We start from the raw sequence: 22,784 nt of genomic DNA on the forward strand, positions 1-22,784 counted from the left end.
TAAACCTGGTTGATTTTCCGCCGGTAGCCATCCAAAAAGAATAATAAACGAGAAACATCAGGTAATTAGTCCACGGGAGGACCTTAAATGCTTAAACATCTACCCAAATACACAGCCGGTATCGCGGCAGCAGCGATTCTTGCATTTTCCGGTGCGGCGACCTCGGCGATGGCTGATCCGGTCAAATTGCGCATTTCGACCCCGGCGGTTGACAGCGACTGGCATGCCAAAATGCTGACCGTTTTCAAAGACGAGCTGGAAAAGCAGGCGCCGGGCCAGTTCGATGTTGAAATCCACCTGAATGCCAGCCTGTTCAAACAGGGCACGGAACCCGCAGCGATGCAGCGCGGCAACCTGGATATGGCGATGATTTCGGCACAGGACATTGCCAAGCAGATTCCGGCATGGTCCGTGTTTACGGCAGGTTATCTGATCCGCGATCCGCAGCATCAGCGCGCCGTCTTCCACAGCGACATCGGTAAGGAATTTTACCAGATGGTCGCCGATGACATGAATATCGAGATTCTTGATGTGGGTTACCTTGGCACCCGTGAACTTGACATTCGCGGTGACAAGAAAATCGAAACCCCGGCGGACCTTGCCGGTGTGAAACTGCGTATGCCCGGTTCGGATGCGTGGCTGTTTTTGGGCAATGCCCTTGGCGCCAATGCAACCCCGCTGGCATTTGGCGAAGTTTATACCGGCCTTCAGACCGGCACGATCGACGCCCAGGACAACCCGCTGCCGACCGTCAAAGCCGCGAAATTCTATGAAGTCACCAACCAGATTGTTCTGACCGACCATCTGGTGGACGCAGTTTTCCTGTCGATGGCCAAAAGCACCTATGACGAGCTGAGCGAAGACCAGCAAAAGCTGGTGCATGAAGCTGCCGAGAAAGCGACGGCCTATAACAATGAAAACCGTATTGCTGACGAAGCCAAGCTTCTGGATTTCTTCAAGGAACAGGGCCTGAAGGTTTACAAACCCGATGTTGATGCTTTCCGCAAGAAAGTGCAGCAGGACTACCTGGATTCCGAATTTGCCAAAGACTGGCCGGAAGGCATTGTCGAGCGCATCAACGCAGTTAAGTGAGCCTGGTTGTGCGATCATTTCGATCCATAATGAAAAAAGGTTGCGAGGGCATCGCGGTGACATTGTTCATCGTGATGTTCGCGACCTTTCTTTTGCAGATCTTTTCACGCTATGTCCTGAATGCGCCGCTTGGCTGGACGGTGGAAGTCTGCGTTATTCTATATATCTGGCTGGTGTTCTGGACGTCGGCCTTTCTGTTGCGCGATAGCGAACATGTATCGTTCAACATGCTGTTTTTAATGGCAAACCCGCGCCAGAAGCGGGTGATGGCGATATTGGGCATTTTATGCATCGGTGTTGCCATGGCCGCGGGCCTGCCGGTGATTGTCGATTATGTGCAGTTCATGCATATCGAAAAAGCCCCGGTCACGCGCATTCCACTGAATTACATTTATGCGATCTTCCCGGTCTTTATCATTGCGGTGGTCATCCGATCCGCGATGTCGCTGTATCGGCTGTTTACCCGCCGCTGGCAGGATGAAGTAGCCGCCATTGCCGGGGATGAAGAAGAACAAAGGGACCTGCCATGAGCCTGGCCTTTATGTTTAGCCTTGGCGGATTTTTGCTGCTGGGCGCGATTGGCATGCCCATTTCGCTGGCGGCCTTTGCCAGTTCGATCGCCTATCTTTTCATGACCGGGCAGGATGTGGGGCTGGTGGCCGAACAGGCACTGAATGGCCTGTTTAACAGTTATGTCCTGCTGGCGGTGCCGCTGTTTATTCTGGCGGCGAATTTCATGAATGCCGGTACGATCAGCGACCGGCTGCTGAATTTTTGCGTGGCGATTGTCGGGCGTATGCGCGGGGGCCTTGCCCATGTGAACGTGCTGGCCAGCCTGATTTTTTCGGGCATGTCGGGCTCGGCGATTGCCGATGCAGCGGGCATTGGCCGCGTGATCATTGATCTGATGTGCCGCAATAACCGCTATCCGCCGGGATATGCCGCTGCCCTGACCGCTGCTTCCAGCGTGATTGGCCCGATCATTCCGCCGTCCATTCCCATGATCCTTTATGCGCTGATTTCCGATACCTCTATCGGGTATCTGTTTTTGGGCGGGATCGTACCGGGGTTGCTGCTGGCGCTTGTTCTGATGATTTTGAATGCCATCACCGCACGCCGGCGCAATTTTGCCCGTGACGAAGCGGTGCCGGTTCGCGATATTCCGCGCCTGACCATGCGGGCCTTCCCGGCCCTGATGTTACCGGTGATCCTGCTGTATGGCATTTACGGTGGTGTGACTACCCCGACCGAGGCCGCCGCCGTTGCGGCAGTTTATGCCCTGGTGCTGTCGGTGGTGTTCTATCGTTCGCTGAGCTGGAAGGAATTTTACAAACTGGTGCTTGATGGGGCGCGTTCGACCTCGGTCGTGGGCTTGATCATCGCATCTGCACTGGTGCTGAATTACCTGGTTGCCAGTGAAAATGTGCCTTCGATGGTGGCCGGTCAGCTTGCCGGGCTGGAAATGTCGCCGCTGGTGTTTTTGCTTGGCGTTAACGTGCTGATCCTGCTTTTGGGGTGCCTGTTTGATGCCACGACCCTGCTTTTGATTGTGGTGCCGCTGTTCCTGCCTGCTGCCAAGATGCTGGGCATTGACCTGGTGCATTTTGGCGTCGTGATTACGGTCAATATCATGATCGGGCTGGTGACACCGCCTTATGGTGTGGTGCTGTTTGTTCTGAATGGCGTTACCGGTATTCCGCTGCGCGATATCATTCGCGAAATCTGGCCGTTTATCTTTGTGCTGTTGCTGGCCCTGCTGGCGATGACATTGATCCCGTCCATCGTATTGTGGTTGCCACGCATGTTTGGCTATGGCGGGTAATTATTCCGCCTTAAAGCCCATTGCCCTTAATATGCGAGACTGAATAACAAAACCCCCGCAGTGATCTGCGGGGGTTTTGTCTTGGCGCCCTTTGGAGGCTCTCCAAAGGGCAAAGCCGAACCGGGCTGGGGCAAACCAGGCATATAATGCAAACCAGTCCGGCTTCTTGCCGGTTGTCAGTCGGCGCGAACGCGACTGACGAAATTGTTGGCCTCTAGCTGCAGGTTCTGCGTTTTGCGCAGCAGTTCGCCTGCAACTTCGCGGGCATGGCTGGCAAGGTCCTGAACCATATTGGCCGTGTGCGAAACACTTTCCATATTGTCCGACACATGGCGCACGCCATTTGCCGCCTCTTCGGAGCCACTGGCGATTTCACCGGTGGCCGCGCCCTGCTGGCGCATTGCCGCCCCGATAGAAGCCGAAATCACATCCATTTCGCCAATGGTATGGGCGATTGCAGAGATCATTTCAACGGCATCGTTGCTTACGGTGCGCATTTCTTCGATCTGGCGGCCAATATCGTCGGTCGCGCGCTGCGTTTGGGTGGCAAGGTTTTTGACTTCGCCCGCCACAACGGCAAATCCCTTGCCGGCATCACCCGCACGGGCGGCTTCGATGGTGGCATTCAGGGCGAGAAGGTTGGTCTGATCGGCGATATTGGTGATCAGGTCGATGACTTCGCCAATGCGCGATGCGGTTTCCGACATTTGCCGCACGGTTTCATCCGACCGGCGGGCCTGATCAACAGCATTTTGCGAAATTTCCTCGGCCTTGCTGATCTGGCGTTCAATTTCCCGGACGGAGGCGGAAAGTTCCTCGGTCGCGGATGAAACCGAGCTGACATTGCGCGATGCATCCTGGGATGCATTGGTGACTTCCATGGCACGCGCAACGTTATTGCCCGCATTATCGGCCATCTTGCTCATGGTGTTGCCCATGTCGCCTGCGGCTTCGACCAGTTCGGACACCAGGGTATTGACGGTGGTTTCAAAACCGTCTGCCATTTCCAGCAGGGTCTGGCGGCGGAGTTGTTCGGCGCGTTCTTCGGCGGCTTCGTTTTCGGTGCGCAGGCGCTGCGCTTCCAGCCCGTTTTCGCGGAAGGTTTCAACCGCCACGGCCATATCGGCAATTTCGTCGCGGCCCTTATCGATGACAGGTGTGTTCAAATCACCCCCGGCAAGGCGGGCCATGGCGCGGTTAAGGCCAATCAGGCGGCGCAGCAGGTTGCGCTGGACATATAGCCACAGGATCAGCCCGGAAATGACGATGACGGCCAGGATCACCGCAATCATCACGGTTTTCGAGGCTTCGATGGTTTCCTCGACCGCGCGGTTGGCATTGTCGATTTTGTTTTGCATCTGTTCGAGGACCTGTTGCGCGCTTTGCGCAATATCGGCCGAGATGCTGTTATTCTGGCTTAGGATATCTTCGACGGTATCAATGGTTTCCAGCCGTTTGCGTTGCAGATCAAACAGGTTCTGATCGGCATTGGGGTTCAGATTGGCATGGATGATGTCGAACTGTTTTTGCCCGTGGGCCTTTTCATCGTCATCGGCGATGCGTTCAACGCCTTTTTGCAACTGGGTCAGCAGCGGATCGGCGCGGAACTTGACGCGATCAAGGGCTTCAAAACTGTTGGCCGCCACGACCTGGTCGCCGGTTGCGGGGATTTGAAAGGCATTGGCGCGCAGATCACCCATATTCTGGACATTGACGGCATTGACATCAAGCAGGGTATTGAGGGTTTCAAAGGCCGCCGATGTCTGATCGGGGCTGCCGATCAGGGAATAAAGCGAGCTGGCATTGTCGGTCAGATCCATCGAGGCATTCATGCCCAGATCATTGGCCAGCAGTTCGATATCGGCTGCGGCCTTGGCATTTTGTTCAACCCGTTCGCCAAGTGTTGCGCCCAGGGAAAACAGGGACATGCGCGTATCGCTGAGCAGGCGGATATTGCTGCCAAGCTGGCCTGTCTTGCTTGAAAAGCTGTTGAGGATTTCGGCATCAACGCCAAGCTGGCCGAGGCGTGCGATATCGTCGCTGATCGCGTTTTCCACGGATTCAAGGTTGGCCGATGCACTATTGACGGAATCCTGGTTCTCGGCGGCGGCGACCATGCGGCCGATCGCGGTAAGGGAATCGGTTTTGGCATAAAGCTGCTGGGCGGTTATCAGGGCGGGAATTGCCTCTTCTGAAACCGTGTTTTGTTGTTGCCGCGTGGCTTCAAACGAAAAAATACCAATCCCTGCTGCACTTGCAGCCAGCAGCGCAATCGGCACGATGGCAAGCATCAGACGCCCGCGCAGACCAAGACGACCCGTCATTCCAAGATCCCCATTTACATGTTTATGTCGTCGTGCGGCGATTGGCGCCATTCTAGCGACATGGATGTAATCCCCCTTCTGCAGTGTCGTCCGGCATATGTGGCAGGGTGCGGCCCCCGATACATCCCCCGTCGAACGCATGCATGCCAATCATGGCTTTTGATATATTCCGTCTCGGATGCGGCCATGCAAGGAGTTTAACCAAAATTCACGCTGGGGCGGTTTTTGGCGGGTATATCACAATTTAAGGTATAATAACTGTCGCAGAAACTGCAGGAATCTGCGGGTTTGCCGCAGAAAATGTCACATATTCGACATGTAAAATACACAAGGGCCGAATCCACCCATACGGGGATTCGGCCCTGTTTATTCATCTGGGGGTCATGGGGTAATTGCCCTGTATTGACCCTGCCAGCCTGTTTGTTGCGATATCGTAATGGGGGGTGGGTTGTGTCTAACCCTGCCCGGCCGTTATTGTGCGGTGTGCTGCTGGGCGACTTTTTGCACGACCTCTTCGGTGCTGGTGGCGTAATCAACGGCCTGCAATGGCGGGCGATCGATCATGATAACGGGAATGCCCAGTTCGCGTGCGGCAATCAGTTTGCCTTCGCTGGCGTCGCCGCCGCTGTTTTTGGTGACGACAACATCAATTTCGTGGCGTTCCAGCAGTTCGCGTTCCAGTTCGGGCGAAAAAGGCCCGCGTGCCGACAGCCATTCGCCATTGGCAAGGTCAAACGGGTGATTGGGGGCCTCGACCGTGCGGACCAGCAACCAGCAATCATGCAGGTCGTTAAAGCAGTGCAGGTGGCGGCGGCCAATGGCGATCAGCGCGCGTTTGCCAATGGACGGCAGTTTTGCTGCCGCGGTTTGAATGTCGGGCACATTGATCCAGTGATCGCCTTGCTGTGCGATCCAGGGCGCACGGTGATACTGGATGCAGGGCGTACCAGCCTGTTTGCAGGCATCGGCAATATGGGCGGAAATTTGCGTGGCAAAGGGGTGGGTGGCATCAATCACCAGGTCGATACCATCGCTTTGCAGGCTTTTGACAATGCCTTCCGGCCCGCCAAAGCCACCAATACGCACTGGCACGCCATCGGGCAGGTTGGGTGCGCTGGTGCGCCCGGCAAGGGATAGCTGCAAACGGATATGTGATCCAAACCTGACAAGAAGTTCGCTTGTGATGCGGTTGGCATCACCGGTTCCCCCAAAGACCAGAACATTCAACGGGGAAAGGTGGTTTTTCAGGCGCAGGTCGGGATCGGGCATTGGCAAACGGTATCCTTTGTTTTTGGCGCGCCAAACAGGCCGGAATGGCAGGCGGGTGAGAACGGAACGCGCAATGGCAATTAATGATGCCAAATCAGCCCCGGAACGGGGCTGTCAGGGGGAAGACGGGGTTTCAAGCCGCCCGGCGCGCCCCACCATGCCGCCTTGCCTGTCAAAAATAACAATTTCGATCGCACAGGCACCATCAATGGTTGCCATGGCGGTCTCGCGTGCCTGTCTGGCGATTATGTTACCTATATCAACGCTTTGCGCAGCACAAAGTTCCAATACATGGCGGGCGGTATTGGCGGTGCGGATGGCATCGCACAGGGCAGTATCGGCACCAATTGCGGCGGCGGTGTGGGCCAGTTTTTCCATATCCACCTGTGAACGGCTGCTATGCAGGTCCAGGTGGCCCTGTGCCAGTTTGACCAGTTTGCCAAAACCGCCAGCAATGGTGACATTGGGCACCGGGTTGCGCCGCAGATATTTCAGCATGCCGCCGACAAAATCGCCCATATCAAGCAGGGCTTCGTCTGGCAGGCCATATATCGCCTTGATCGCGCTTTCCGATGTTTTGCCCGTGGCCCCGGCAACATGATGGCGGCCGGTGGCACGCGCAACATCCACCCCGCGATGGATGGAATGGATCCAGGCCGAACAGCTAAAGGGTATAACAACGCCCGTTGTGCCCAGCACCGAAAGCCCGCCAATGATGCCCAGGCGCGGATTCCAGGTTTTTTGGGCGATTTCCGCGCCGCCGGGAATGGAAATTTCAATTTCAACATCCGGGCGCACGCCAAATTCGGCGGCCAGTTCCAGGATTTGCACCGTCATCATTTCGCGGGGTTTGGGGTTGATGGCCGGTTCCCCCACCGGCAAAGGCAGGCCGGGCTTGGTGATCGTGCCAACCCCAGCGCCAGCATGAAATGAAATACCGGCCCCCGTGGATGCCTGGCGCACCGTGGCGATGATTTCGGCCTGATGGGTAACATCGGGGTCATCGCCGGCATCCTTGATGATGCTGGCACGTGCCCAACCCGGCCCGGTTTCCTTTTTGACCAGGGCAAATTGCGGTGTTTCGCCACGCGGCAGGGTAATGCCAACCGGGTCGGGAAACGCCCCTGACAATATTGCCTGCCAGGCCGCACGGGTGGCCGCCGTGGCACAGGCCCCGGTTGTCCATCCTTTGCGAAGCGGGCCGTCGGGTTTGCGGGTCATGGGGCGGGCAGGGTTCCTGTAAAATGCATTCGGCCAAGTTATGGGCTGGCGCGGCGCAAGGATCAATCCTTCGCTTTGCCTATGCTAGCCTTTTCACCAATGGGCTGCCATTGCGCAATCGCAAGATATTAAAACACAATCGGAATGTTGTATTTTTTATAATACCATAAAAAATTGGATTTATCTGTTGCCTTGCGATGACTATTCCTGTGTAAGATGTTTGCCACGGCCTGCAATTGCAACGGGCCTGGGCGGGCGATATGTCCCTGAAACGCGGGTAAGTTTGGCGCATGACAGCACTTGGTATTGATTTTCCGGTATTTGAAGCAGGCTGGGTCTGGCTGGTAGGTGCCGGGCCGGGCGACCCCGGATTGCTGACCCTTCATGCCGTTAACGCCATGCAGCAGGCTGACATTGTTGTTTATGATGCGCTGGTCGATGACCGGATTTTAAACCTGCTGCGCCCGGATACCAAACGGGTATATGCCGGCAAGCGCGGCGGGCGCCCGTCGGCCAAACAAACCGATATTTCCCTGGAACTGGTGGCGCTGGCCCAGCAGGGTTTACGCGTTTTGCGCCTGAAGGGCGGGGACCCGTTTGTGTTTGGCCGTGGCGGCGAGGAAGGCCTGACACTGGTGGAACATGGCATTCCGTTCCGGGTGGTGCCGGGCATTACAGCCGGGATTGCCGGGGCGGCCTATGCCGGGATTCCGGCCACGCACCGCGATTGCAATTCGGCGGTAACCTTTGTTACCGGCCATGGGGCCAGCGGTGATGTGCCTGATAACATTAACTGGGCGTCGCTGGCCGAAGGGTCACAGGTGCTGGTGATGTATATGGCAATGAAGCATCTGGACCGTATTGCCACCCGCCTGATGGATCATGGCCGCCCGGCAGATGAACCGGTTGCCATTATCAGCCGGGCCACAACGCCCCATCAGCAATTGCTGATTACCACCCTGAAAGATGCCGCCGCCGACATTGCACGCGCGCAACTTGAACCCCCGGCAATTTGCATTGTTGGCAAGGTGGTTGATTTGCGTGACCGGTTAAACTGGCTGTCGCCGCAGGATGATGTATCGGAGGTGCGCCATGTTGCCTTTGACCAGATTTTGGAACTGATCACGACACCGGCAGGGGATGATAAACCGGCCTAAGTGCCCGTATCCTGATAAAGTGTTGAACCATTCAATTTCATTGGGTGGGGATTGATATATATCGTTGTTCTTTGGTCATGCGCCCGGCAAAATCGCCGCAAGTTTGGGCAATGCCCCGGTAGCAGGTAGACCAATGGACGAACAGCAAATTCTGATCCGCATTATTGAAAGTGGCTGGGCACAGTGCAGTAGTGCTGTGCGCCAGGATGGCGGCGTAATGGTGACGGCTTTGCTGGCCGGGCTGGTGGGCAGTGCCACCCATTGTGTGGGTATGTGCGGGCCATTTGTTGTCAGCCAGGTGACGGCACGCATGGAAAAAATGCCGCTGGATAAAATGTCGGAATTTCGCCGCCTGACGGGGGCGGCCCTGTTTCCGTATCATTTCGGTCGGTTAACGACATATATTTTCCTGGGTGTTCTGGCCGGATTTTTTACCGACAGTATTTCGGCGCTGGCGCGTGTATGGTGGATTGGCCCGGTTTTATTATCGGTGGCGGCGGTATTTTTCCTGATTTATGGCATTTCCGGGCTGGTGCCCCATATTGGGGGCCTGTTGCCTGGTGCGGCGGCGCGCACAGCAGGTGCATCATCGGGGCTGGCGCAATGGTGGAACCACAAGGTTACCGCGCGGCTGGGGCCGTTTTTTAGTGCGCCTTTCGGTTTGCGGGGCTATGTGCTGGGTGTGTTGCTGGGTTTTATTCCCTGTGGCCTGATATATGGGGCGCTGGTGCTGGCGGCGGCAGGTGGTTCAGCACTTTCGGGCGGCATGGTTATGGCGGCCTTTGGCCTTGGCACCGTACCGATGCTGTTTGCAACAGGCTGGATCGGCCAGTATGCCACGCGGAAATTTCGCGGTGTTATGGCCCCGGTCGGCCGGGGGCTGATGGTGGCAAATGCGGTGGTGCTGGCCATGCTGGCCTGGCATCAGATCGCCTGACAGGCCAGTGCTTTATGGTGTGGCAGTGTGGCGGTGGGGCTGCGATTGGTATTGCCAGCCGTGTTTGTGGGTTTGCCGCACAGATACGCGGCCAAGGGCAGGATGACAAGATTTGCGGGAATAGGTGCCAGACAGGCCGGATTCCGCGCAGGATTTGAGAATTGGAATAACAGAAACGGGTCGGCCAAAACCTTGAAACCACGGGCAGGCATTTTATAGTGCCAGGTGGTACGACCCCAAATGCAAGGACGGGCAAGACGTGGATAGAAAAACCTGGCTGATTATCATTGCCATTATTGTCGTACTGACATTTGGTTTTGGCTTTCGCCTTTATAATATGGGGCGCGACATTAACGCAGAAAATGGCGGCCAGACCAGTTCATCGGGTGTTGCCACTATTGGCGGGCCGTTCAATCTGGTTGATCAGAATGGCAAGGCGCGAACCGAACAGGATTTTCGCGGCCAGTATATGCTGATCTATTTTGGCTATACCTATTGCCCCGATGTGTGCCCGACCGAATTGCAGGCCATGTCCAATGCGATGGACCAGTTGCCCGCCGATATTGCCAAGCAGGTCCAGCCGATTTTCATTTCGGTTGACCCGGAACGCGATACGGTTGCGGCCATGGCCGATTATGTCCCGCATTTCCACCCGCGCCTGATTGGCCTGACCGGTACGCTGGAGCAAACCAGTGCAGCGGCAAAAGCCTATCGCGTTTATTACGCCAAGGCCTTTGCCGATGGTGAACCGAAGGATTCGGATACCTATCTGGTTGATCATTCGTCCTTTATTTATCTGATGGGTAAAAACGGTGCCTATGTTCGCCATTTCAATTATGGCGAACCGCCCGAAAAAATTGCCGAAGGCATTGCAAAAGTTGTCGAAACCCAGGGCTGACCATATTCCCGGCCTGCTGATCGCGGCCCCGGCATCCAATAGCGGCAAAACCGTTGTGACGCTGGGGATTTTGCGCGCCCTTGCCAACCGGAATATTGCCATTGCTGCTGCCAAGGCCGGGCCGGATTATATCGACCCGGCCTTTCAGCATGCGGCAAGCCGGCGACGCTGCATCAATCTTGACCCTTGGGCGATGACGCAGGATGCCATCCGCGATCTTGCCCGCTGGCATGTTGGCGCATCTGCCGATGGGCGGTTTGTGCTGTGTGAAGGGGTCATGGGCCTGTTTGACGGGGCGGCAGGCGGGGGTGGTTCGTCGGCGGACCTTGCCGCCATGATGGACTGGCCGGTGGTTTTGGTGGTTGATGTGCGCGGACAGGCGGCATCGGCAGCGGCGATTATTCAGGGCTTTGCCAATTTCCGCCCCGATGTGCAAATTGCCGGGGTTATTTTGAACCGCGTGGGCAGCCCCCGCCACCGGGATATGATCATGGATGCCTGCGCGCGCGCGGTGCCTGATATTCCCATTATCGGTGCGGTGATGCGCAGCAATGACCTTGCCCTGCCCGAACGGCATCTGGGACTGGTGCAGGCCGGTGAACACCCCGAACTGGAAGTGTTTCTGGAACGTGCCGGTGCGATTATGGCACGGGATATTGACTTTGACGCGTTGCTGGGGCTGGTGCGTACGCAAGGTATAGACCATGGCCGCGTAGCTGGCGCAGTGGGCACGAATGGCAATGATGGCACGAATGATACGGATGGTGATGACGGCAGGGATCACCTGCCTGAGGCAGGATCGCAGGTGCAGGACCAGGCCGTTGCGCCCAAGGATAACGGTGCGGCTGTTCCCGGTGATGTGGCACGGTCCGCGCAAAATGATGCGAAATATGCCGCCCCGGTAACGATTGCGCCGCTGGGCCAGCATATTGCCGTGGCACGTGACGATGCCTTTGCCTTTTGTTACCCGCATCTGATTGCCGGGTGGCAGGCTGTGGGGGTGAAAATCAGCTTTTTTTCACCGCTGGCAAACGAGGCACCACCGCAGGGCTGCGATGCGGTTTATTTGCCAGGGGGGTATCCTGAACTGCATGGGGCGGTATTGGCCGCGGCGGACTGTTTCCTGGACGGGTTGCACGATGCGGCCCGGCGGAACCTGCCCGTTTATGGCGAATGCGGTGGCTATATGGTGCTGGGCGATTGTCTGGTCGATGGCGATGGCATTTCCCATAAAATGGCGGGGTTGTTGCCATTGGAAACCAGTTTTCACCAGCGCCGTTTGCATCTGGGCTACCGGCTGGTTGATATTCGCCAGCAATGCCCGTTGGGGAATGTGGGGGCCGTTTTGCGGGGGCATGAATTTCATTATGCCAGTACCATTCGCGCCGATGGCGAAGGCTGGCTAAATGCGCGCACGGCTGATAATCGTGATCTTGGCCCATGCGGATTGCAAAAAGGCTCGGTCTTTGGATCTTTTTTTCATCTGATCTGTTAGAAGCCCGATCTGTTTTCCATATCGGATCGTAAACACCTAAATGCACAGGCGCTTTTGCTGGCGGCCTGATAGTGGATATTGAAATGACTTTGCCTTTCTGGAAAACCAAACGTCTTGAAGAAATGACCCGGGACGAATGGGAATCGGTTTGCGATGGCTGCGGCAAATGCTGTTTGCACAAATTGCAGGACGAAGACACCGATACGCTTTTTTACACATCGGTCGCCTGTCGTTTGCTTGATTGCAACAGTTGCCAATGCAGTGATTACCCCGATCGCAAACAGCATGTACCAGACTGTGTGCAGCTTTCAAAAGACAATATTGACGAGATCGACTGGATGCCATCGACCTGTGCATACCGGTTGTTACGAGATGGTGAAGATTTGCCCGAATGGCACCCGCTGGTGACGGGGGATCGGCAATCAACGATCAGGGCGGGCATGTCTGTATCTGGAAGGGTAGTGTCCGAGCTGGATGCCCATCCGGACCTTGAACGCTATATCGTTGACTGGCCGTCCTGAGTTTCTGCGGATTTCCGGGCAGAAAAAAACAACCGTTAGTTCTTTTTCTGACTCGCAGCATATACTAATATATAGTATAGCTATTCTAAAGTTGTTTCGTTGCCCGTTATGGGCATGGACCCGGTATTCTTTAAGGTGGAACGGTTATGGTGTTTTCGCGGATTTTCCAGTCGGGCAAGACCCAGGATGCCACGCAGGTTCTGGATGCACTGAACCTTTCTATGGCATCAATCGAGTTTTCGATGGATGGACGCATTCTGAGCGCGAATGAGAATTTTCTGGCACTTACGGGCTATACGCTGTCGGAAATTGTGGGCAAGCAACACAGCATTTTTGTCCCGGTCGAAGAACGCGATACCCCGGAATATCATGCCTTCTGGAAAAAGCTGCGTTCTGGCGAATTTCAGAGTGCCGCGTTTCGCCGCGTGAATAAAAAGGGCCAGGATGTCTGGATGGAAGCCAGCTATAACCCGGTGCTTGATGGCCGTGGTGTGCCGGTAAAGGTGATCAAATTTGCTACCGACATTACCGAACGCCGCCAGGAACGCGCTGTTTTGCAAAGTGTTTATAATGCAATCAACAAGGCGCAGGCGGTTATTGAATTTGACCTTGATGGCAAGATCCTGACGGCCAACCAGAAATTCCTTGCCCTGTTTGGCTATCGTTTAAACGATATCGAGGGCAAACATCACAGCATGTTTGTGGAAGCCGGTGTTAAAGGCACCCGGGAATATTCCGATTTCTGGCGGGCCCTTAAGCAGGGTGAATTCCAGCAGGGCCAATATAAACGTGTTGCCAAAAACGGGCAGGTTGTCTGGATCGAGGCATCCTATAACCCCGTGCTGGACCCGATGGGCAAGCCTTTCAAGGTAATCAAGTTTGCAACCGATGTGACCGAACAGGTCAATCTGTTGATCGAGCTTAAGTCCATGATTGATAACAATTTCTCGGATATTGATGTGAATATCGAGATTTTGGGCAATACCGCGACCGATGCCGTGACAGCCGCAACCGATACCTCGGAAACCGTGCATACGGTGGCAACCAGTGCCGAACAGCTTGCCGCATCGATTGCAGAAATTTCACGCAGCATGGCGCAATCGCGCAGCGCGACCGAACGGGTGTTTGAACAGACGGTCGCTGCGGATTCATCGACCCAGCGCATGTCCGAAGTGGTCGCCGCGATGGGCAATATCGTTGAGGTGATTCAGGATATTGCCGGGCAGATCAACCTGCTGGCCCTGAACGCCACCATTGAATCGGCCCGTGCCGGTGATGCGGGCAAGGGTTTTGCCGTGGTTGCCAACGAGGTTAAAAACCTTGCCAACCAGGCCGCCCGCGCGACCGACCAGATTGCCGAGGAAATTTCCGGTATTCAGTCGATCACGACCGAAGTGGTGGATGCGCTGGGGACGATCCGCAATTCGGTTGAAATGGTGCGTGATAGCGTGACCAATATTTCGTCCGCCGTTGAAGAACAAAGTGCAGTGACTGACGGTGTTTCGCAAAATATCCAGTCGATGCGCCACACGGTCGAAGCCGTTTCGCGCAATATTGGCGATATTCAGAAATCGGCCGGTTCGGTGGCAACATCGGTAAACCGTACCCGCGAAGCCGCCGAGATTTTGGCCCGTTAACCCGGTTTGACCGGTTGGCTGGCACGGTCAGAATTACACAGGAAAGGGCCATCAAGCGGCCCTTTCTTTGTTTTTCGTTTATGACCCGTTTTGGTCAGACATGTTTGAATGCTTGCATACATCAAAAAAGGCAGCCCCGGTTTTGGGCTGCCTTTTGATTTGAGGGTATTTTACCCGAATGCCTGTTCCTGTCCGGCGGCACGCAATGCTGCTGGCATAAGGGGCCGAAAACCGATCACATCTGATGTGATGGCTAACGTTAATTGGCCTTAATGGACCGAGCGCGGTTCCATATCGTGCTGACGGATCGCGGCATAGGCAACGGCATAGCTTTCAAACGATGCGATATGGGTGCCATCGGCGGTAAAGACCGCATAGATGCGGGCGGCATCGCTGTCTTCCGGGTTGTCCATTTTGCGGACATAGGCAAAATCCTGAATGCCCAGCATGGCAAAATCACCCGATGACAGCATATGCAGGTCCTGCTCGGCCGGGATGACGCCTTCTGCGTCTTCATGGTCTGTGATGCGATTGCTCATTTGAACCACTCCTTGTACTGGCCTTGCGGCTCCTTAGATATTTGTATCATTTGCGTCGTCATCCATCCGCATGTCGATGGTACGCGACGGCACGCTTTTTTTGCGGTTCGAATTGATGGCAATTTCACGAACAACCGGTTCAGGCACCGGACGGTTCAGGTCAATATGCAACAAACCGTTATCAAGATGGGCGCCAACCACTTCGATGCCTTCGGCAAGAACGAAGGAGCGCTGGAACTGCCGGGAAGCGATGCCGCGATGGATATAGACGCGGTTGCTTTCATCTTCCTGGTGTTTGCCACGAATGATCAGCTGGTTATCCTCGGTCGTTACCGACAGGTCATCGTCGGAGAACCCGGCAACGGCAACGGTGATACGGATATGGTTGTCACCGATCTGTTCGATATTGTAGGGCGGGTAGCCTTCGGCCTTGGTTTTCGAAACCTGATCAAGAACGCGTTCGATCTGATCAAAACCAAGAAGGAGAGGGCTGTTAAACATTGAAATACGCGACATGGCGATGACTTTCACCTCCTCTGACTGAGCGAGCGTGCAACCGATCAGATCCTTTCGGCATCTGTCTGCCCTGGCCCGGTCGACCGGCACCAAAGACGCACTTTCCTTATAATTACATGTTATTTTGGGCGTGATAGTCAAGCCCCATCCGCAGTGCACCATTTAACAGGCAGCCCGGATGTGCATGCATATCACGCCCCTGCAAAGCCACGATGGGGCAGATCAGACGATTCCCCTGTGCCCGGCCCTGGCAAAGTTATGATCAGGGATTATTCGGCGGGGGCATTTGCCAGCTGTTTTTCGTGGCGTGCGGTGATCGCGGGCAGACTGCTCAGGGCGTAATAGGCAACTTCGCGGTCTTTACCGCGTAACGATTCCCGGTGCAGGTTTGTTCCTTCGGGGATTTGTAATTTCCCCCGCAGCACAACATCCTCGGAAATGATCAGGGGCACGCCATGTTCCTTGCATTTGGATTCAAGGCGCGCGGTGGTGTTGATGCTATCGCCAATCGCGCTGATCTGTTCGCGGCGCGGCGGGCCCATTTCCCCGACAATGGCATCACCAACATGAATGCCCAAACCAATGCGCAATTCAAAGGGAAGTTCGGATCTAAGCTGGTTATTGAGCTTGTCGATTCGTGCCAGCATCTCACCCGCCCCGCGAATGGCATTTTCAATGGCCCGGCGGATATTGCGGTCTTCCAGCCCGTAAAGCGCCATCAGGCCATCGCCGGTAAACTGGGCATAATGGCCGCCGGTGGTGCGCAGGGCTTCGGTCATTTCGGCGAAAAACTGGTTTAAAATGAACAGCACATCATAGGGCATTTTGGTTTCGCCCAGTTTGGTCGAATCCCGAAGGTCGGTGAAAATAACCACGACCTGCCTTTCACTGCCGCTAAGCCCGCCGGGGCGCCTGCCATCGCTTGCCGTGGCATTGGCAGGCAGAAGCGGGGTAATGGCCAGGTCGGCCCGTGGGCGGATCTGGCAGGCAAGGCGCCATTCTTCGGGCGCGTTGATGCTGCGCAGGGCGGCACTTTCAATGGCGTTGGGGGCAGGAAGGTCGCCCAGGCCATCGCGGCAATGCAGGCGGCAGGTGGTGCACCGGCCGCGCCCGCCACAAACCGATGCGATGGGCACCTTTGCCTCGCGCAGGGCCTCAAGTGCGGTGGCACCCGGGGTAAGGCGCACGATGCGCCCGCCGGGCAGTTTCAGGCTGGGGGCGGTGCGGACCCGTTCAAGCACCTTGCGCAACTGACGCACGATAAACGGGCTGGCGGCAAGGGCGATGGTCACAAACAGCAGGTATTCCGACATGCGGGTATAGAACCCGAAGGATTCGGCCGTGCGCCCGGCATCATTGATCAGTTTGGCAAGATAGGGCGTGCCGCCCTGTGCGGCACGTTCAATCACTGTATTGGCCGCCGACATATAACCCGCCAGTGACAGGGTGGGGATGACAATGGCCAGAAACCCCAAAAGCGACCGGATACGCCCGTAAAACGGTTTTACCGACAACCAGTAATGAATGCCAATACAGCCATGAGTCCAGATTACCATCAGGGCGACGGCCTGAAGCAGGCCAATGTCGGGGCGGAAAACAGCAAGATCGGCCAAAACCCGTTCATAGGGTGGTTTAACCCCCCAAACGGTTTCGGCAACGCGGGTGCCCAGAATATGTTGGAACAGCAAAATGGGAATTAAAAGCCCCAGCGTGATTTGCAGCCATTCCTTGGGTTTCAGGCGCAGGCTGCGGCGGCGTGCCAAACGCCCGGTTGCCAGCAGGAAATGCGTGACGAGCGCGGTTATCAGCAAATATTCCAGCGGTGCTGATTTCCAGGGCGAGGTCAGATAATTATTGGCCTGTTCCATGGCTTCGGGTGAAATCAGGCCAAAGATATGGTTGGTCAGGTGCATCAGCACATAGGTCAACAGCACCAGCCCGGCATAAAGCCGCAGTGCGGGAACCTGGATGGCCAGATTGGCGATGATCGGATGGCGGGCAGGTCGTTCTGTGGTCATCGGGCGGCCTGTTGCTGATACATTTTGCAATACTGTATCGGGGGTTGGGCCGGACCCAAAGATGTGAATGATTGAAACACATAAAATTTACGGCGACCGGGGGGCGGTCGCCGTTTATCGGTGTTTTGGTCTGCCGGTTGTAATCAGGCAGCCTGGCGGTTCTGTTCGCCTTTCAGGAAGGCCAGAAGCCAGTGGGCGAAGCTTCCGCCATCAACCGGGTTATCAAGCGACTTTTCCGCGATAACAGCGAGGTCTTCCTCGATCAGTTCGCCACGGCGCGATTGCAGCAGGGCGTTTTCATAGGCACGGGAAAATTCCGGGTGCGGCTGGATCGATGCGGCTTTGTCGCCATAATTCAGGCCGGCATAGGGACAGAAATCCGAGCTGGCCCAGACCGATGCAGTTTCCGGCAGTTTGACGACTTGGTCCTGGTGAAACGCATTCAGCTTCATGGCTGCCGGGGCGTTTTCAACCCATTTCGGCGCATCTTTTGCCACGTCATATTCATGAACGCCAATGCCCCAGCCCTTGTCGGATTTGACAACGGTGCCACCCATGGCCGCAGCCAGAATCTGATGGCCGAAACACACCCCAAAAACCGGAATGCCAGCCGCAACAATGTCGCGCAGCATTGCCTGCAGGCGGATCATCCAGGGCAGGTTTTCATAAACACCGTGTTTTGAGCCGGTAATGATCCAGGCATCGGCATCGTGGATGCTGGCCGGGAACTGGTCGATCAGAACAGACCAGCTTTGAAATTCAAGCGACGGGTCAACCGAACCGAGCATCTTTTCAAACATGGCGGGATAGCTTTTGAATTCGTCCTGCATTTCTTCGGGAACGAAACCAGTTTCAAAAATGCCGATCTTCATAATCTACCTTTAAAGGCTGGTGAATTTGCCTGTCACAGGTAGGCTAGACGGATTCCAAAGACAAGATTTATGCCATGCGCCAGCGGGAATACCTGCCATGTTCCCGATTGGCCCGAAAATTGATAGCCGGGGACGGGGACGCCCCCGGCGGTTATTTCGGGCCGGTATGTTGCATTGCCTGTGGCAGGGTGCGGTTAATTCAGGACCGGGCAAAAACCCGCTGCAGGGCCATGCCCGCCAGCATGGCGGCAACAAATAACAACGGTTTGGCCTGCATATAGGATAGTGCCGAAATGGCCGGGCCCGGACACAAACCGGCAAGGCCCCAGCCGCCCCCGAAGATCAGGCTGCCGATGATCAGCGGGCGGTCAATTGTTCTTTTTGTTGGCAGGGTTATGGAGCCACCCAGCAGGGCCGTGTCATGGGATTTGGCCCAGAAGAAAAACGGCATTGCCACAACCAGCCCGCCTGCCATGACAAAAATCAGGCTGGGGTCCCAGCCATTGTTGATGATGGCGGCGATATCAAGAAAACCCAGAACCTTTTGCGGGTTGATCATGCCCGATAGGGCCAGTCCGGCCCCAAACAGGCTGCCACATAACAGGGCACCGAAAATACGCATGTTAAAACCCGATCAGATGACGCATGACAAAGGTGGTCAGCAAACCCGTACCCATAAAGGCAAGGGTTGCGGCCAGCGAACGTGGGGAAAACCGGGCCAGCCCGCAAATGCCGTGCCCGCTGGTGCAGCCGCTGCCCAGGTTGGTGCCATAACCGACCAGCAAACCAGCCAGCACAAGCACCGGCAAATTGGCATCGACCGTAATGGGCGGGCGGTAACCCGACACCAGCGCAAGAATGACCGGACCAATGACCAGACCGGCAATGAAGGCAAGGCGTTCGGCCTTTTGTTTTGCCGTACCATTAATCAGCCCGCCAATTACGCCGCTGATGCCGGCGATTCGACCGTTAAGGACGATATATAACCCGGCGGAAAGGCCGATAAGCGCCCCCCCGGCAAGGGAGGTGAATGGCGTGAAATTTTCCATTCCGTGTTCCTTATCAAAATTATTTAATACGTATATTATAATGAAATAATTTAATGCAAGGTCGCCCTGTGTGGGAGACCCGAAAAAATGTCACCTTTTGATATCACGGTTTTGGCCGATGCGCAGGGTTTTGCCCACCCTGACCGCTCGCCCGTTTCCCAAATGATGCGTGTTTTCAGGGTGCAGGGCACCCGTGAAGGTGGCCTGTGTTGGCTGATTGGATGATGGTTGGGCATTTGCGTTTCCACCCCGACCAAATTCACATGGCTGGTTTGTCATTCATGTTGGCATGGGTGTGTGCGCCAACAAGTGGCGGGAATGCGCCCTTTATGAAGGCTGTGGATGGAAATTGCGATAAGCGTTTATGCTAATCCATTGTAAAACAACGATTTAATCTGACTTGCCAAAATCGGGAAACAGGCAGATATAGCGTCTGGTTTTGATTGCATCCTGCGGGATGATTTTCCGGGACTTTACACCCATGAGTAACGATCGGCTTTCAGCCAGTCGGCGCCTTGATGTTGCGCTGGCCATGGCAGCACGCGGTGATATTGAGGCGGCGATTGAAGTAGCAACAGCAGCGATCGAGGCGGATTCCGAATGGGATGAAGCCTATTTTGCGCTGGGCGAAATGCACGAAAAGGCCGGTCAGGGTGAACAGGCGGTTGAAGCCTATCGCCAGTATCTGATGCGTGATGAAACTGATCGCATGGGGGCGGAAGTCCGTTTGATGCTGTTGGGGGCTGTTGCAATGCGCGATCGCCTGCCGCCGGAATATGTGCGCGCCCTGTTTGATGATTACGCCCCGCGGTTTGAACGGTCCCTGCGCGATAAGCTGATCTATCGTGCGCCGGAACTGATGTATGAAGCGGTTCGCACACTGCTGGCCGATCTGCCGCGCCCGCTTGAGGTGCTAGACCTTGGCTGTGGGACCGGCCTTGTCGCCGATGTTTTTGCCGGGCAGGTTGATGTGCTTGATGGTGTCGACCTGTCACCGCGCATGTTGAACCGCGCACGGGCCAAGGGCATGTATCGTGACCTGCGCGAAGCCGATATTACTGCAATGCCCGATATGGCAACGGCGCAGTATGGTATGGTCATTGCAGCAGATGTTTTGAACTATCTGGGTGATCTGGAAGGCGTTCTGGCCATGATCCGTTCCCGGCTGGTGGCGGGTGGCATTTTGGTGATGTCGCTGGAAGAAGGCGATATTTACCCGTTCGATTTGGGGCCGGGGCAGCGGTTCCGCCATCATCCCGATATCATTTTTGACTGGCTGAAAAAGGCCGGGCTGGAAGTGGTGTCAAACCAGCAGGGTGTGCTGCGCCAGGAAAAGGGTGTGTCGGTTATGGGGCGCATTGTTGTGGCGCGGTCTGCACCGGTGCTTTCTGGCCTGGTTGACCTTGCCGGTACGCCATCGCTGGCAACAGATGCCGAAGCGGGCATCGGGGTTTCGGTATTGCTGCACTGATAAAGGGCGGCAATTTCCCGCCTGTTTGACACCGGTAATACAATAATCAATGTTCCGAATTAATCGGATACGAGCAGATAAAGAAAAAGGCGGTGGCACCAGATGCCCCGCCTTTTTGCATGAATGATGTGGCAAGCCCTAATTATTCGGCTGCGCTGGGCTGGCTTTGGCGTGCCGGGCGGTTTGCGGCGCGGCGGGTGGCCTTGCTGGCAAGGGTGATTGCCAGTACTGCGACAATATAAACCACGATCTGCAGCAATGTTGGCCGGTCCATATATCCCACCAGGGTATGCAGGGCTTTGCCTAGCAGGCTGTCCTGGCTGAGCAGCCATGAACTGTCCCACAGGACGGGGCCAAGATTGACGATATCGGCAGCGGACAGGAAGTTCATTGCCTGTGCGGCCATGCCTGCCGCCAAAAGCGTGATCATGAGGCTGGTAACGGAAAACAGGTAACGGGTGGGAATGCGCAGCAGGCCCAGATACATGCCCGCACCCACAAGGACACCGGCACCAAGGCCGATTGCACCGCCAATCACGGTATCGGACAGGCCGCCTTCGGCGGTTGCCAGCCCGTATAGAAACAGCACGATTTCCGATCCTTCACGCAGAACGGCAACACCCACCACAATGGCCAGTGCTGAAAGCGATTTTTGACCATCGCGCACGGCATTGCCGGCATCGCGCATTTCCATTGCCATTTCGCGGCCATGCACCGACATCCAGGCGTTGTGCCAGCCCAGCATCAAAACGGCGACCATCAGGATGGCGGCATTGAAAATTTCCTGCCCGTATCCGGCCAGTGCCCCGGCAATGGCGCCCGCGAAATAGGCGACAATGGCGGCCCCGGCAACACCCCCGGCAATACCGGCAGCAATCCATGCCTTGGCACCGCGCACACCATTTACGGCAGCCAGTACAATGCCGACGATCAGCGCGGCTTCCAGAACTTCACGAAATACAATGATCAGGGCTGCGGTCATGGGATCAATCCCGGTTGTGGCATTGGAAATGACGAAGATATCGGCAGGCAGGTGGGTTTGTTTTACGGGCGTGCCAGAAAAGGCAGGGGGTAGGAACCGGAAGTATTGCGTTTGACCGCAAATTGGTGGGCAGTACGGGTAAAACAGTAAGATAAAGGCCACCATAGCAGCCTTTACCAGGCAGTATTACTGGACGTGGACTTTGCCCTGGGCCGTTTTTGAATGAAATTCACCCATAAAGCTGTAATCACCGGCAGCGAGGCCATCGAGTTTGATTTTTGCCGTCATGCCCGGCGCGATGATTTTTTCGCGGCGCAGGTCATGGCTGTCAAATTCCTCGACTGCGCTATCGGCATTTTTAACCTGCAGGATCACTGGCGTATTGGCCGGAATGGTGATTTCTGCGGGCGAAAATTTGTGATCCTTGATCACCATGTCGATGGTCTGGGTTTCGGCATGGGCCGTGGCAGATACAACACCGCCAAGCAGCAGAACGGAAAAGACGGCAAGGAATTTGGTCATGGCAGAACCTGATGAAACTTGCAGGGACTAGGTGCAGGACGGGCTGAACAGCCGAAAGAAGGGCGCAATTGCAACTGACTTGCGATTGCGTGACTCTCATACGCCTGATCAAGGGGCAGGGTCAAGTGGCGAACAAAAAAGTGATCGGCAGGGCCGCCATGCAGTTTTGTTCGGTCCCTGCGGGATGGCGGGTGAGATGGCGGGGCAGATGGTGGGGGAGGTCTGCCCTTTCTTACAAGTGAGGGTTGCTGCCGATTGACCGGGAAATGGTCGTGCCTGGTGGCCGGATCGCCAGCAATTACAGGTGGGGTCGTAACGGATATCGTCCGCCATTTTCGGCATGTCTTGCCGGGCGATTGTCCCGGGTGGCACAGGCTGCATTTAATGGGGTGATCGGGCGTTAAAGACGGGCCGGTGACAAACCCCGTAATATTTGCACGTG

22 protein-coding genes are annotated in these 22,784 nt (G+C 55.8%); 11 read left to right on the forward strand and 11 right to left on the reverse strand.

Features of this window, described 5'->3' with window-relative positions; genetic code table 11:
• The first annotated feature begins 87 nt into the window (after window positions 1-87).
• From CSC3H3_RS20345 to CSC3H3_RS20355, 3 genes are read left to right on the forward strand one after another with little or no spacing between them, the layout of a single operon-like run.
• Window positions 88-1,092: a sialic acid TRAP transporter substrate-binding protein SiaP gene (locus CSC3H3_RS20345; RefSeq protein ID WP_101265562.1), complete on the forward strand. Its 1,005-nt coding sequence runs from the start codon at window positions 88-90 to the stop codon at window positions 1,090-1,092.
• 56 nt (window positions 1,093-1,148) lie between these two features.
• Window positions 1,149-1,622: a TRAP transporter small permease gene (locus tag CSC3H3_RS20350; RefSeq protein WP_157831968.1), complete on the forward strand. Its 474-nt coding sequence runs from the start codon at window positions 1,149-1,151 to the stop codon at window positions 1,620-1,622.
• Window positions 1,619-2,914 carry a TRAP transporter large permease gene (locus CSC3H3_RS20355; protein ID WP_101265565.1) on the forward strand — a complete coding sequence of 432 codons (1,296 nt, stop codon included), beginning with the start codon at window positions 1,619-1,621 and terminating at the stop codon, window positions 2,912-2,914. The genes CSC3H3_RS20350 and CSC3H3_RS20355 overlap by 4 nt, the downstream gene beginning before the upstream one ends.
• 176 nt (window positions 2,915-3,090) lie before the next feature.
• Here CSC3H3_RS20355 and CSC3H3_RS20360 read toward each other — a convergent pair whose 3' ends face one another.
• From CSC3H3_RS20360 to CSC3H3_RS20370, 3 genes are all read right to left on the reverse strand, one after another.
• Window positions 3,091-5,238, reverse strand: coding sequence for a methyl-accepting chemotaxis protein (locus CSC3H3_RS20360; protein WP_172963452.1), 2,148 nt, complete (start codon window positions 5,236-5,238; stop codon window positions 3,091-3,093).
• Window positions 5,239-5,709: 471 nt separating this feature from the next.
• Window positions 5,710-6,507 carry a cobalt-precorrin-6A reductase gene (locus CSC3H3_RS20365; RefSeq protein ID WP_101286348.1) on the reverse strand — a complete coding sequence of 266 codons (798 nt, stop codon included), beginning with the start codon at window positions 6,505-6,507 and terminating at the stop codon, window positions 5,710-5,712.
• 114 nt (window positions 6,508-6,621) lie between these two features.
• Window positions 6,622-7,728: a cobalt-precorrin-5B (C(1))-methyltransferase gene (locus CSC3H3_RS20370; protein WP_101286010.1), complete on the reverse strand. Its 1,107-nt coding sequence runs from the start codon at window positions 7,726-7,728 to the stop codon at window positions 6,622-6,624.
• Between the two features lie 290 nt (window positions 7,729-8,018).
• Between CSC3H3_RS20370 and cobA the strand changes: the two genes are divergently transcribed.
• The 6 genes from cobA to CSC3H3_RS20405 all read left to right on the forward strand — a co-directional run bounded on the left by cobA (window position 8,019) and on the right by CSC3H3_RS20405 (window position 14,373).
• Entirely contained in the window at window positions 8,019-8,885 is an 867-nt protein-coding gene (gene cobA, locus CSC3H3_RS20375) for a uroporphyrinogen-III C-methyltransferase (protein WP_101286011.1), read from the forward strand.
• A gap of 133 nt (window positions 8,886-9,018) precedes the next feature.
• Window positions 9,019-9,822, forward strand: a complete 804-nt coding sequence (locus CSC3H3_RS20380) for a sulfite exporter TauE/SafE family protein (protein WP_101286012.1) — start codon at window positions 9,019-9,021, stop codon at window positions 9,820-9,822.
• Window positions 9,823-10,081: 259 nt separating this feature from the next.
• Window positions 10,082-10,720: an SCO family protein gene (locus CSC3H3_RS20390; RefSeq protein WP_245881208.1), complete on the forward strand. Its 639-nt coding sequence runs from the start codon at window positions 10,082-10,084 to the stop codon at window positions 10,718-10,720.
• Window positions 10,701-12,215 carry a cobyrinic acid a,c-diamide synthase CobB gene (locus CSC3H3_RS20395; protein ID WP_215907534.1) on the forward strand — a complete coding sequence of 505 codons (1,515 nt, stop codon included), beginning with the start codon at window positions 10,701-10,703 and terminating at the stop codon, window positions 12,213-12,215. Before CSC3H3_RS20390 ends, CSC3H3_RS20395 begins: the two co-directional genes overlap by 20 nt.
• An 83-nt stretch (window positions 12,216-12,298) precedes the next feature.
• Window positions 12,299-12,736 carry a YcgN family cysteine cluster protein gene (locus CSC3H3_RS20400; protein WP_101265649.1) on the forward strand — a complete coding sequence of 146 codons (438 nt, stop codon included), beginning with the start codon at window positions 12,299-12,301 and terminating at the stop codon, window positions 12,734-12,736.
• A gap of 146 nt (window positions 12,737-12,882) precedes the next feature.
• Window positions 12,883-14,373, forward strand: a complete 1,491-nt coding sequence (locus tag CSC3H3_RS20405) for a methyl-accepting chemotaxis protein (RefSeq protein WP_101286015.1) — start codon at window positions 12,883-12,885, stop codon at window positions 14,371-14,373.
• A 269-nt stretch (window positions 14,374-14,642) separates the two neighbouring features.
• Here the strand turns inward: CSC3H3_RS20405 and CSC3H3_RS20410 are convergent, their stop codons facing one another.
• From CSC3H3_RS20410 to CSC3H3_RS20435, 6 genes are all read right to left on the reverse strand, one after another.
• The gene (locus CSC3H3_RS20410; protein WP_101265580.1) at window positions 14,643-14,912 is read right to left on the reverse strand and encodes a DUF1150 family protein; all 270 of its coding nucleotides are present in this window, start codon (window positions 14,910-14,912) and stop codon (window positions 14,643-14,645) included.
• 33 nt (window positions 14,913-14,945) lie between these two features.
• Complete coding sequence (locus CSC3H3_RS20415) at window positions 14,946-15,428, reverse strand: Hsp20 family protein (RefSeq protein ID WP_101265651.1); 483 nt, start codon at window positions 15,426-15,428, stop codon at window positions 14,946-14,948.
• Between the two features lie 269 nt (window positions 15,429-15,697).
• On the reverse strand, window positions 15,698-17,446 hold the full coding sequence (locus CSC3H3_RS20420) for an adenylate/guanylate cyclase domain-containing protein (RefSeq protein WP_101286016.1): 1,749 nt from the start codon (window positions 17,444-17,446) through the stop codon (window positions 15,698-15,700).
• A 143-nt stretch (window positions 17,447-17,589) separates the two neighbouring features.
• A complete protein-coding gene (locus CSC3H3_RS20425; RefSeq protein WP_101265583.1) occupies window positions 17,590-18,318 on the reverse strand; it encodes a glutamine amidotransferase-related protein in 729 nt (242 codons plus the stop codon).
• Between the two features lie 199 nt (window positions 18,319-18,517).
• Window positions 18,518-18,940, reverse strand: coding sequence for a DUF6691 family protein (locus CSC3H3_RS20430; protein ID WP_101265584.1), 423 nt, complete (start codon window positions 18,938-18,940; stop codon window positions 18,518-18,520).
• Between the two features lies 1 nt (window position 18,941).
• Window positions 18,942-19,367 (reverse strand): YeeE/YedE family protein, encoded by a 426-nt coding sequence (locus tag CSC3H3_RS20435; protein WP_101286017.1) that lies wholly within the window; start codon window positions 19,365-19,367, stop codon window positions 18,942-18,944.
• Window positions 19,368-19,454: 87 nt separating this feature from the next.
• Between CSC3H3_RS20435 and CSC3H3_RS24735 the strand changes: the two genes are divergently transcribed.
• Both CSC3H3_RS24735 and CSC3H3_RS20440 read left to right on the forward strand, forming a co-directional pair.
• The gene (locus CSC3H3_RS24735) at window positions 19,455-19,592 is read left to right on the forward strand and encodes a hypothetical protein (protein ID WP_157831969.1); all 138 of its coding nucleotides are present in this window, start codon (window positions 19,455-19,457) and stop codon (window positions 19,590-19,592) included.
• 256 nt (window positions 19,593-19,848) lie between these two features.
• Entirely contained in the window at window positions 19,849-20,838 is a 990-nt protein-coding gene (locus CSC3H3_RS20440) for a class I SAM-dependent DNA methyltransferase (protein WP_101286018.1), read from the forward strand.
• Between the two features lie 142 nt (window positions 20,839-20,980).
• On the opposite strand, the gene CSC3H3_RS20445 is transcribed toward CSC3H3_RS20440, so the two are convergent.
• Together CSC3H3_RS20445 and CSC3H3_RS20450 are read right to left on the reverse strand one after the other, a co-directional pair.
• Entirely contained in the window at window positions 20,981-21,820 is an 840-nt protein-coding gene (locus CSC3H3_RS20445) for an FTR1 family iron permease (protein WP_101286349.1), read from the reverse strand.
• A gap of 186 nt (window positions 21,821-22,006) precedes the next feature.
• Window positions 22,007-22,342, reverse strand: coding sequence for a cupredoxin domain-containing protein (locus CSC3H3_RS20450; protein WP_101265589.1), 336 nt, complete (start codon window positions 22,340-22,342; stop codon window positions 22,007-22,009).
• Between the last annotated feature and the right edge of the window lie 442 nt (window positions 22,343-22,784).

Source organism: Thalassospira marina (genome assembly GCF_002844375.1).
Lineage (GTDB): Bacteria > Pseudomonadota > Alphaproteobacteria > Rhodospirillales > Thalassospiraceae > Thalassospira > Thalassospira marina.

Excerpts from the sequence above, each read along its gene's own strand:
- CSC3H3_RS20440 (WP_101286018.1), top strand. The coding sequence starts at position 19,849 with ATGAGTAACGATCGGCTTTCAGCCAGTCGGCGCCTTGATGTTGCGCTG.
- CSC3H3_RS20405 (WP_101286015.1), top strand. The coding sequence starts at position 12,883 with ATGGTGTTTTCGCGGATTTTCCAGTCGGGCAAGACCCAGGATGCCACG.
- CSC3H3_RS20450 (WP_101265589.1), bottom strand. The coding sequence starts at position 22,342 with ATGACCAAATTCCTTGCCGTCTTTTCCGTTCTGCTGCTTGGCGGTGTT.
- CSC3H3_RS20360 (WP_172963452.1), bottom strand. The coding sequence starts at position 5,238 with ATGACGGGTCGTCTTGGTCTGCGCGGGCGTCTGATGCTTGCCATCGTG.
- CSC3H3_RS20345 (WP_101265562.1), top strand. The coding sequence starts at position 88 with ATGCTTAAACATCTACCCAAATACACAGCCGGTATCGCGGCAGCAGCG.
- CSC3H3_RS20435 (WP_101286017.1), bottom strand. The coding sequence starts at position 19,367 with ATGGAAAATTTCACGCCATTCACCTCCCTTGCCGGGGGGGCGCTTATC.
- CSC3H3_RS20380 (WP_101286012.1), top strand. The coding sequence starts at position 9,019 with ATGGACGAACAGCAAATTCTGATCCGCATTATTGAAAGTGGCTGGGCA.
- CSC3H3_RS20400 (WP_101265649.1), top strand. The coding sequence starts at position 12,299 with ATGACTTTGCCTTTCTGGAAAACCAAACGTCTTGAAGAAATGACCCGG.
- cobA (WP_101286011.1), top strand. The coding sequence starts at position 8,019 with ATGACAGCACTTGGTATTGATTTTCCGGTATTTGAAGCAGGCTGGGTC.
- CSC3H3_RS20425 (WP_101265583.1), bottom strand. The coding sequence starts at position 18,318 with ATGAAGATCGGCATTTTTGAAACTGGTTTCGTTCCCGAAGAAATGCAG.
- CSC3H3_RS24735 (WP_157831969.1), top strand. The coding sequence starts at position 19,455 with ATGTCACCTTTTGATATCACGGTTTTGGCCGATGCGCAGGGTTTTGCC.
- CSC3H3_RS20445 (WP_101286349.1), bottom strand. The coding sequence starts at position 21,820 with ATGACCGCAGCCCTGATCATTGTATTTCGTGAAGTTCTGGAAGCCGCG.
- CSC3H3_RS20430 (WP_101265584.1), bottom strand. The coding sequence starts at position 18,940 with ATGCGTATTTTCGGTGCCCTGTTATGTGGCAGCCTGTTTGGGGCCGGA.
- CSC3H3_RS20415 (WP_101265651.1), bottom strand. The coding sequence starts at position 15,428 with ATGTCGCGTATTTCAATGTTTAACAGCCCTCTCCTTCTTGGTTTTGAT.
- CSC3H3_RS20370 (WP_101286010.1), bottom strand. The coding sequence starts at position 7,728 with ATGACCCGCAAACCCGACGGCCCGCTTCGCAAAGGATGGACAACCGGG.
- CSC3H3_RS20410 (WP_101265580.1), bottom strand. The coding sequence starts at position 14,912 with ATGAGCAATCGCATCACAGACCATGAAGACGCAGAAGGCGTCATCCCG.
- CSC3H3_RS20420 (WP_101286016.1), bottom strand. The coding sequence starts at position 17,446 with ATGACCACAGAACGACCTGCCCGCCATCCGATCATCGCCAATCTGGCC.
- CSC3H3_RS20355 (WP_101265565.1), top strand. The coding sequence starts at position 1,619 with ATGAGCCTGGCCTTTATGTTTAGCCTTGGCGGATTTTTGCTGCTGGGC.
- CSC3H3_RS20365 (WP_101286348.1), bottom strand. The coding sequence starts at position 6,507 with ATGCCCGATCCCGACCTGCGCCTGAAAAACCACCTTTCCCCGTTGAAT.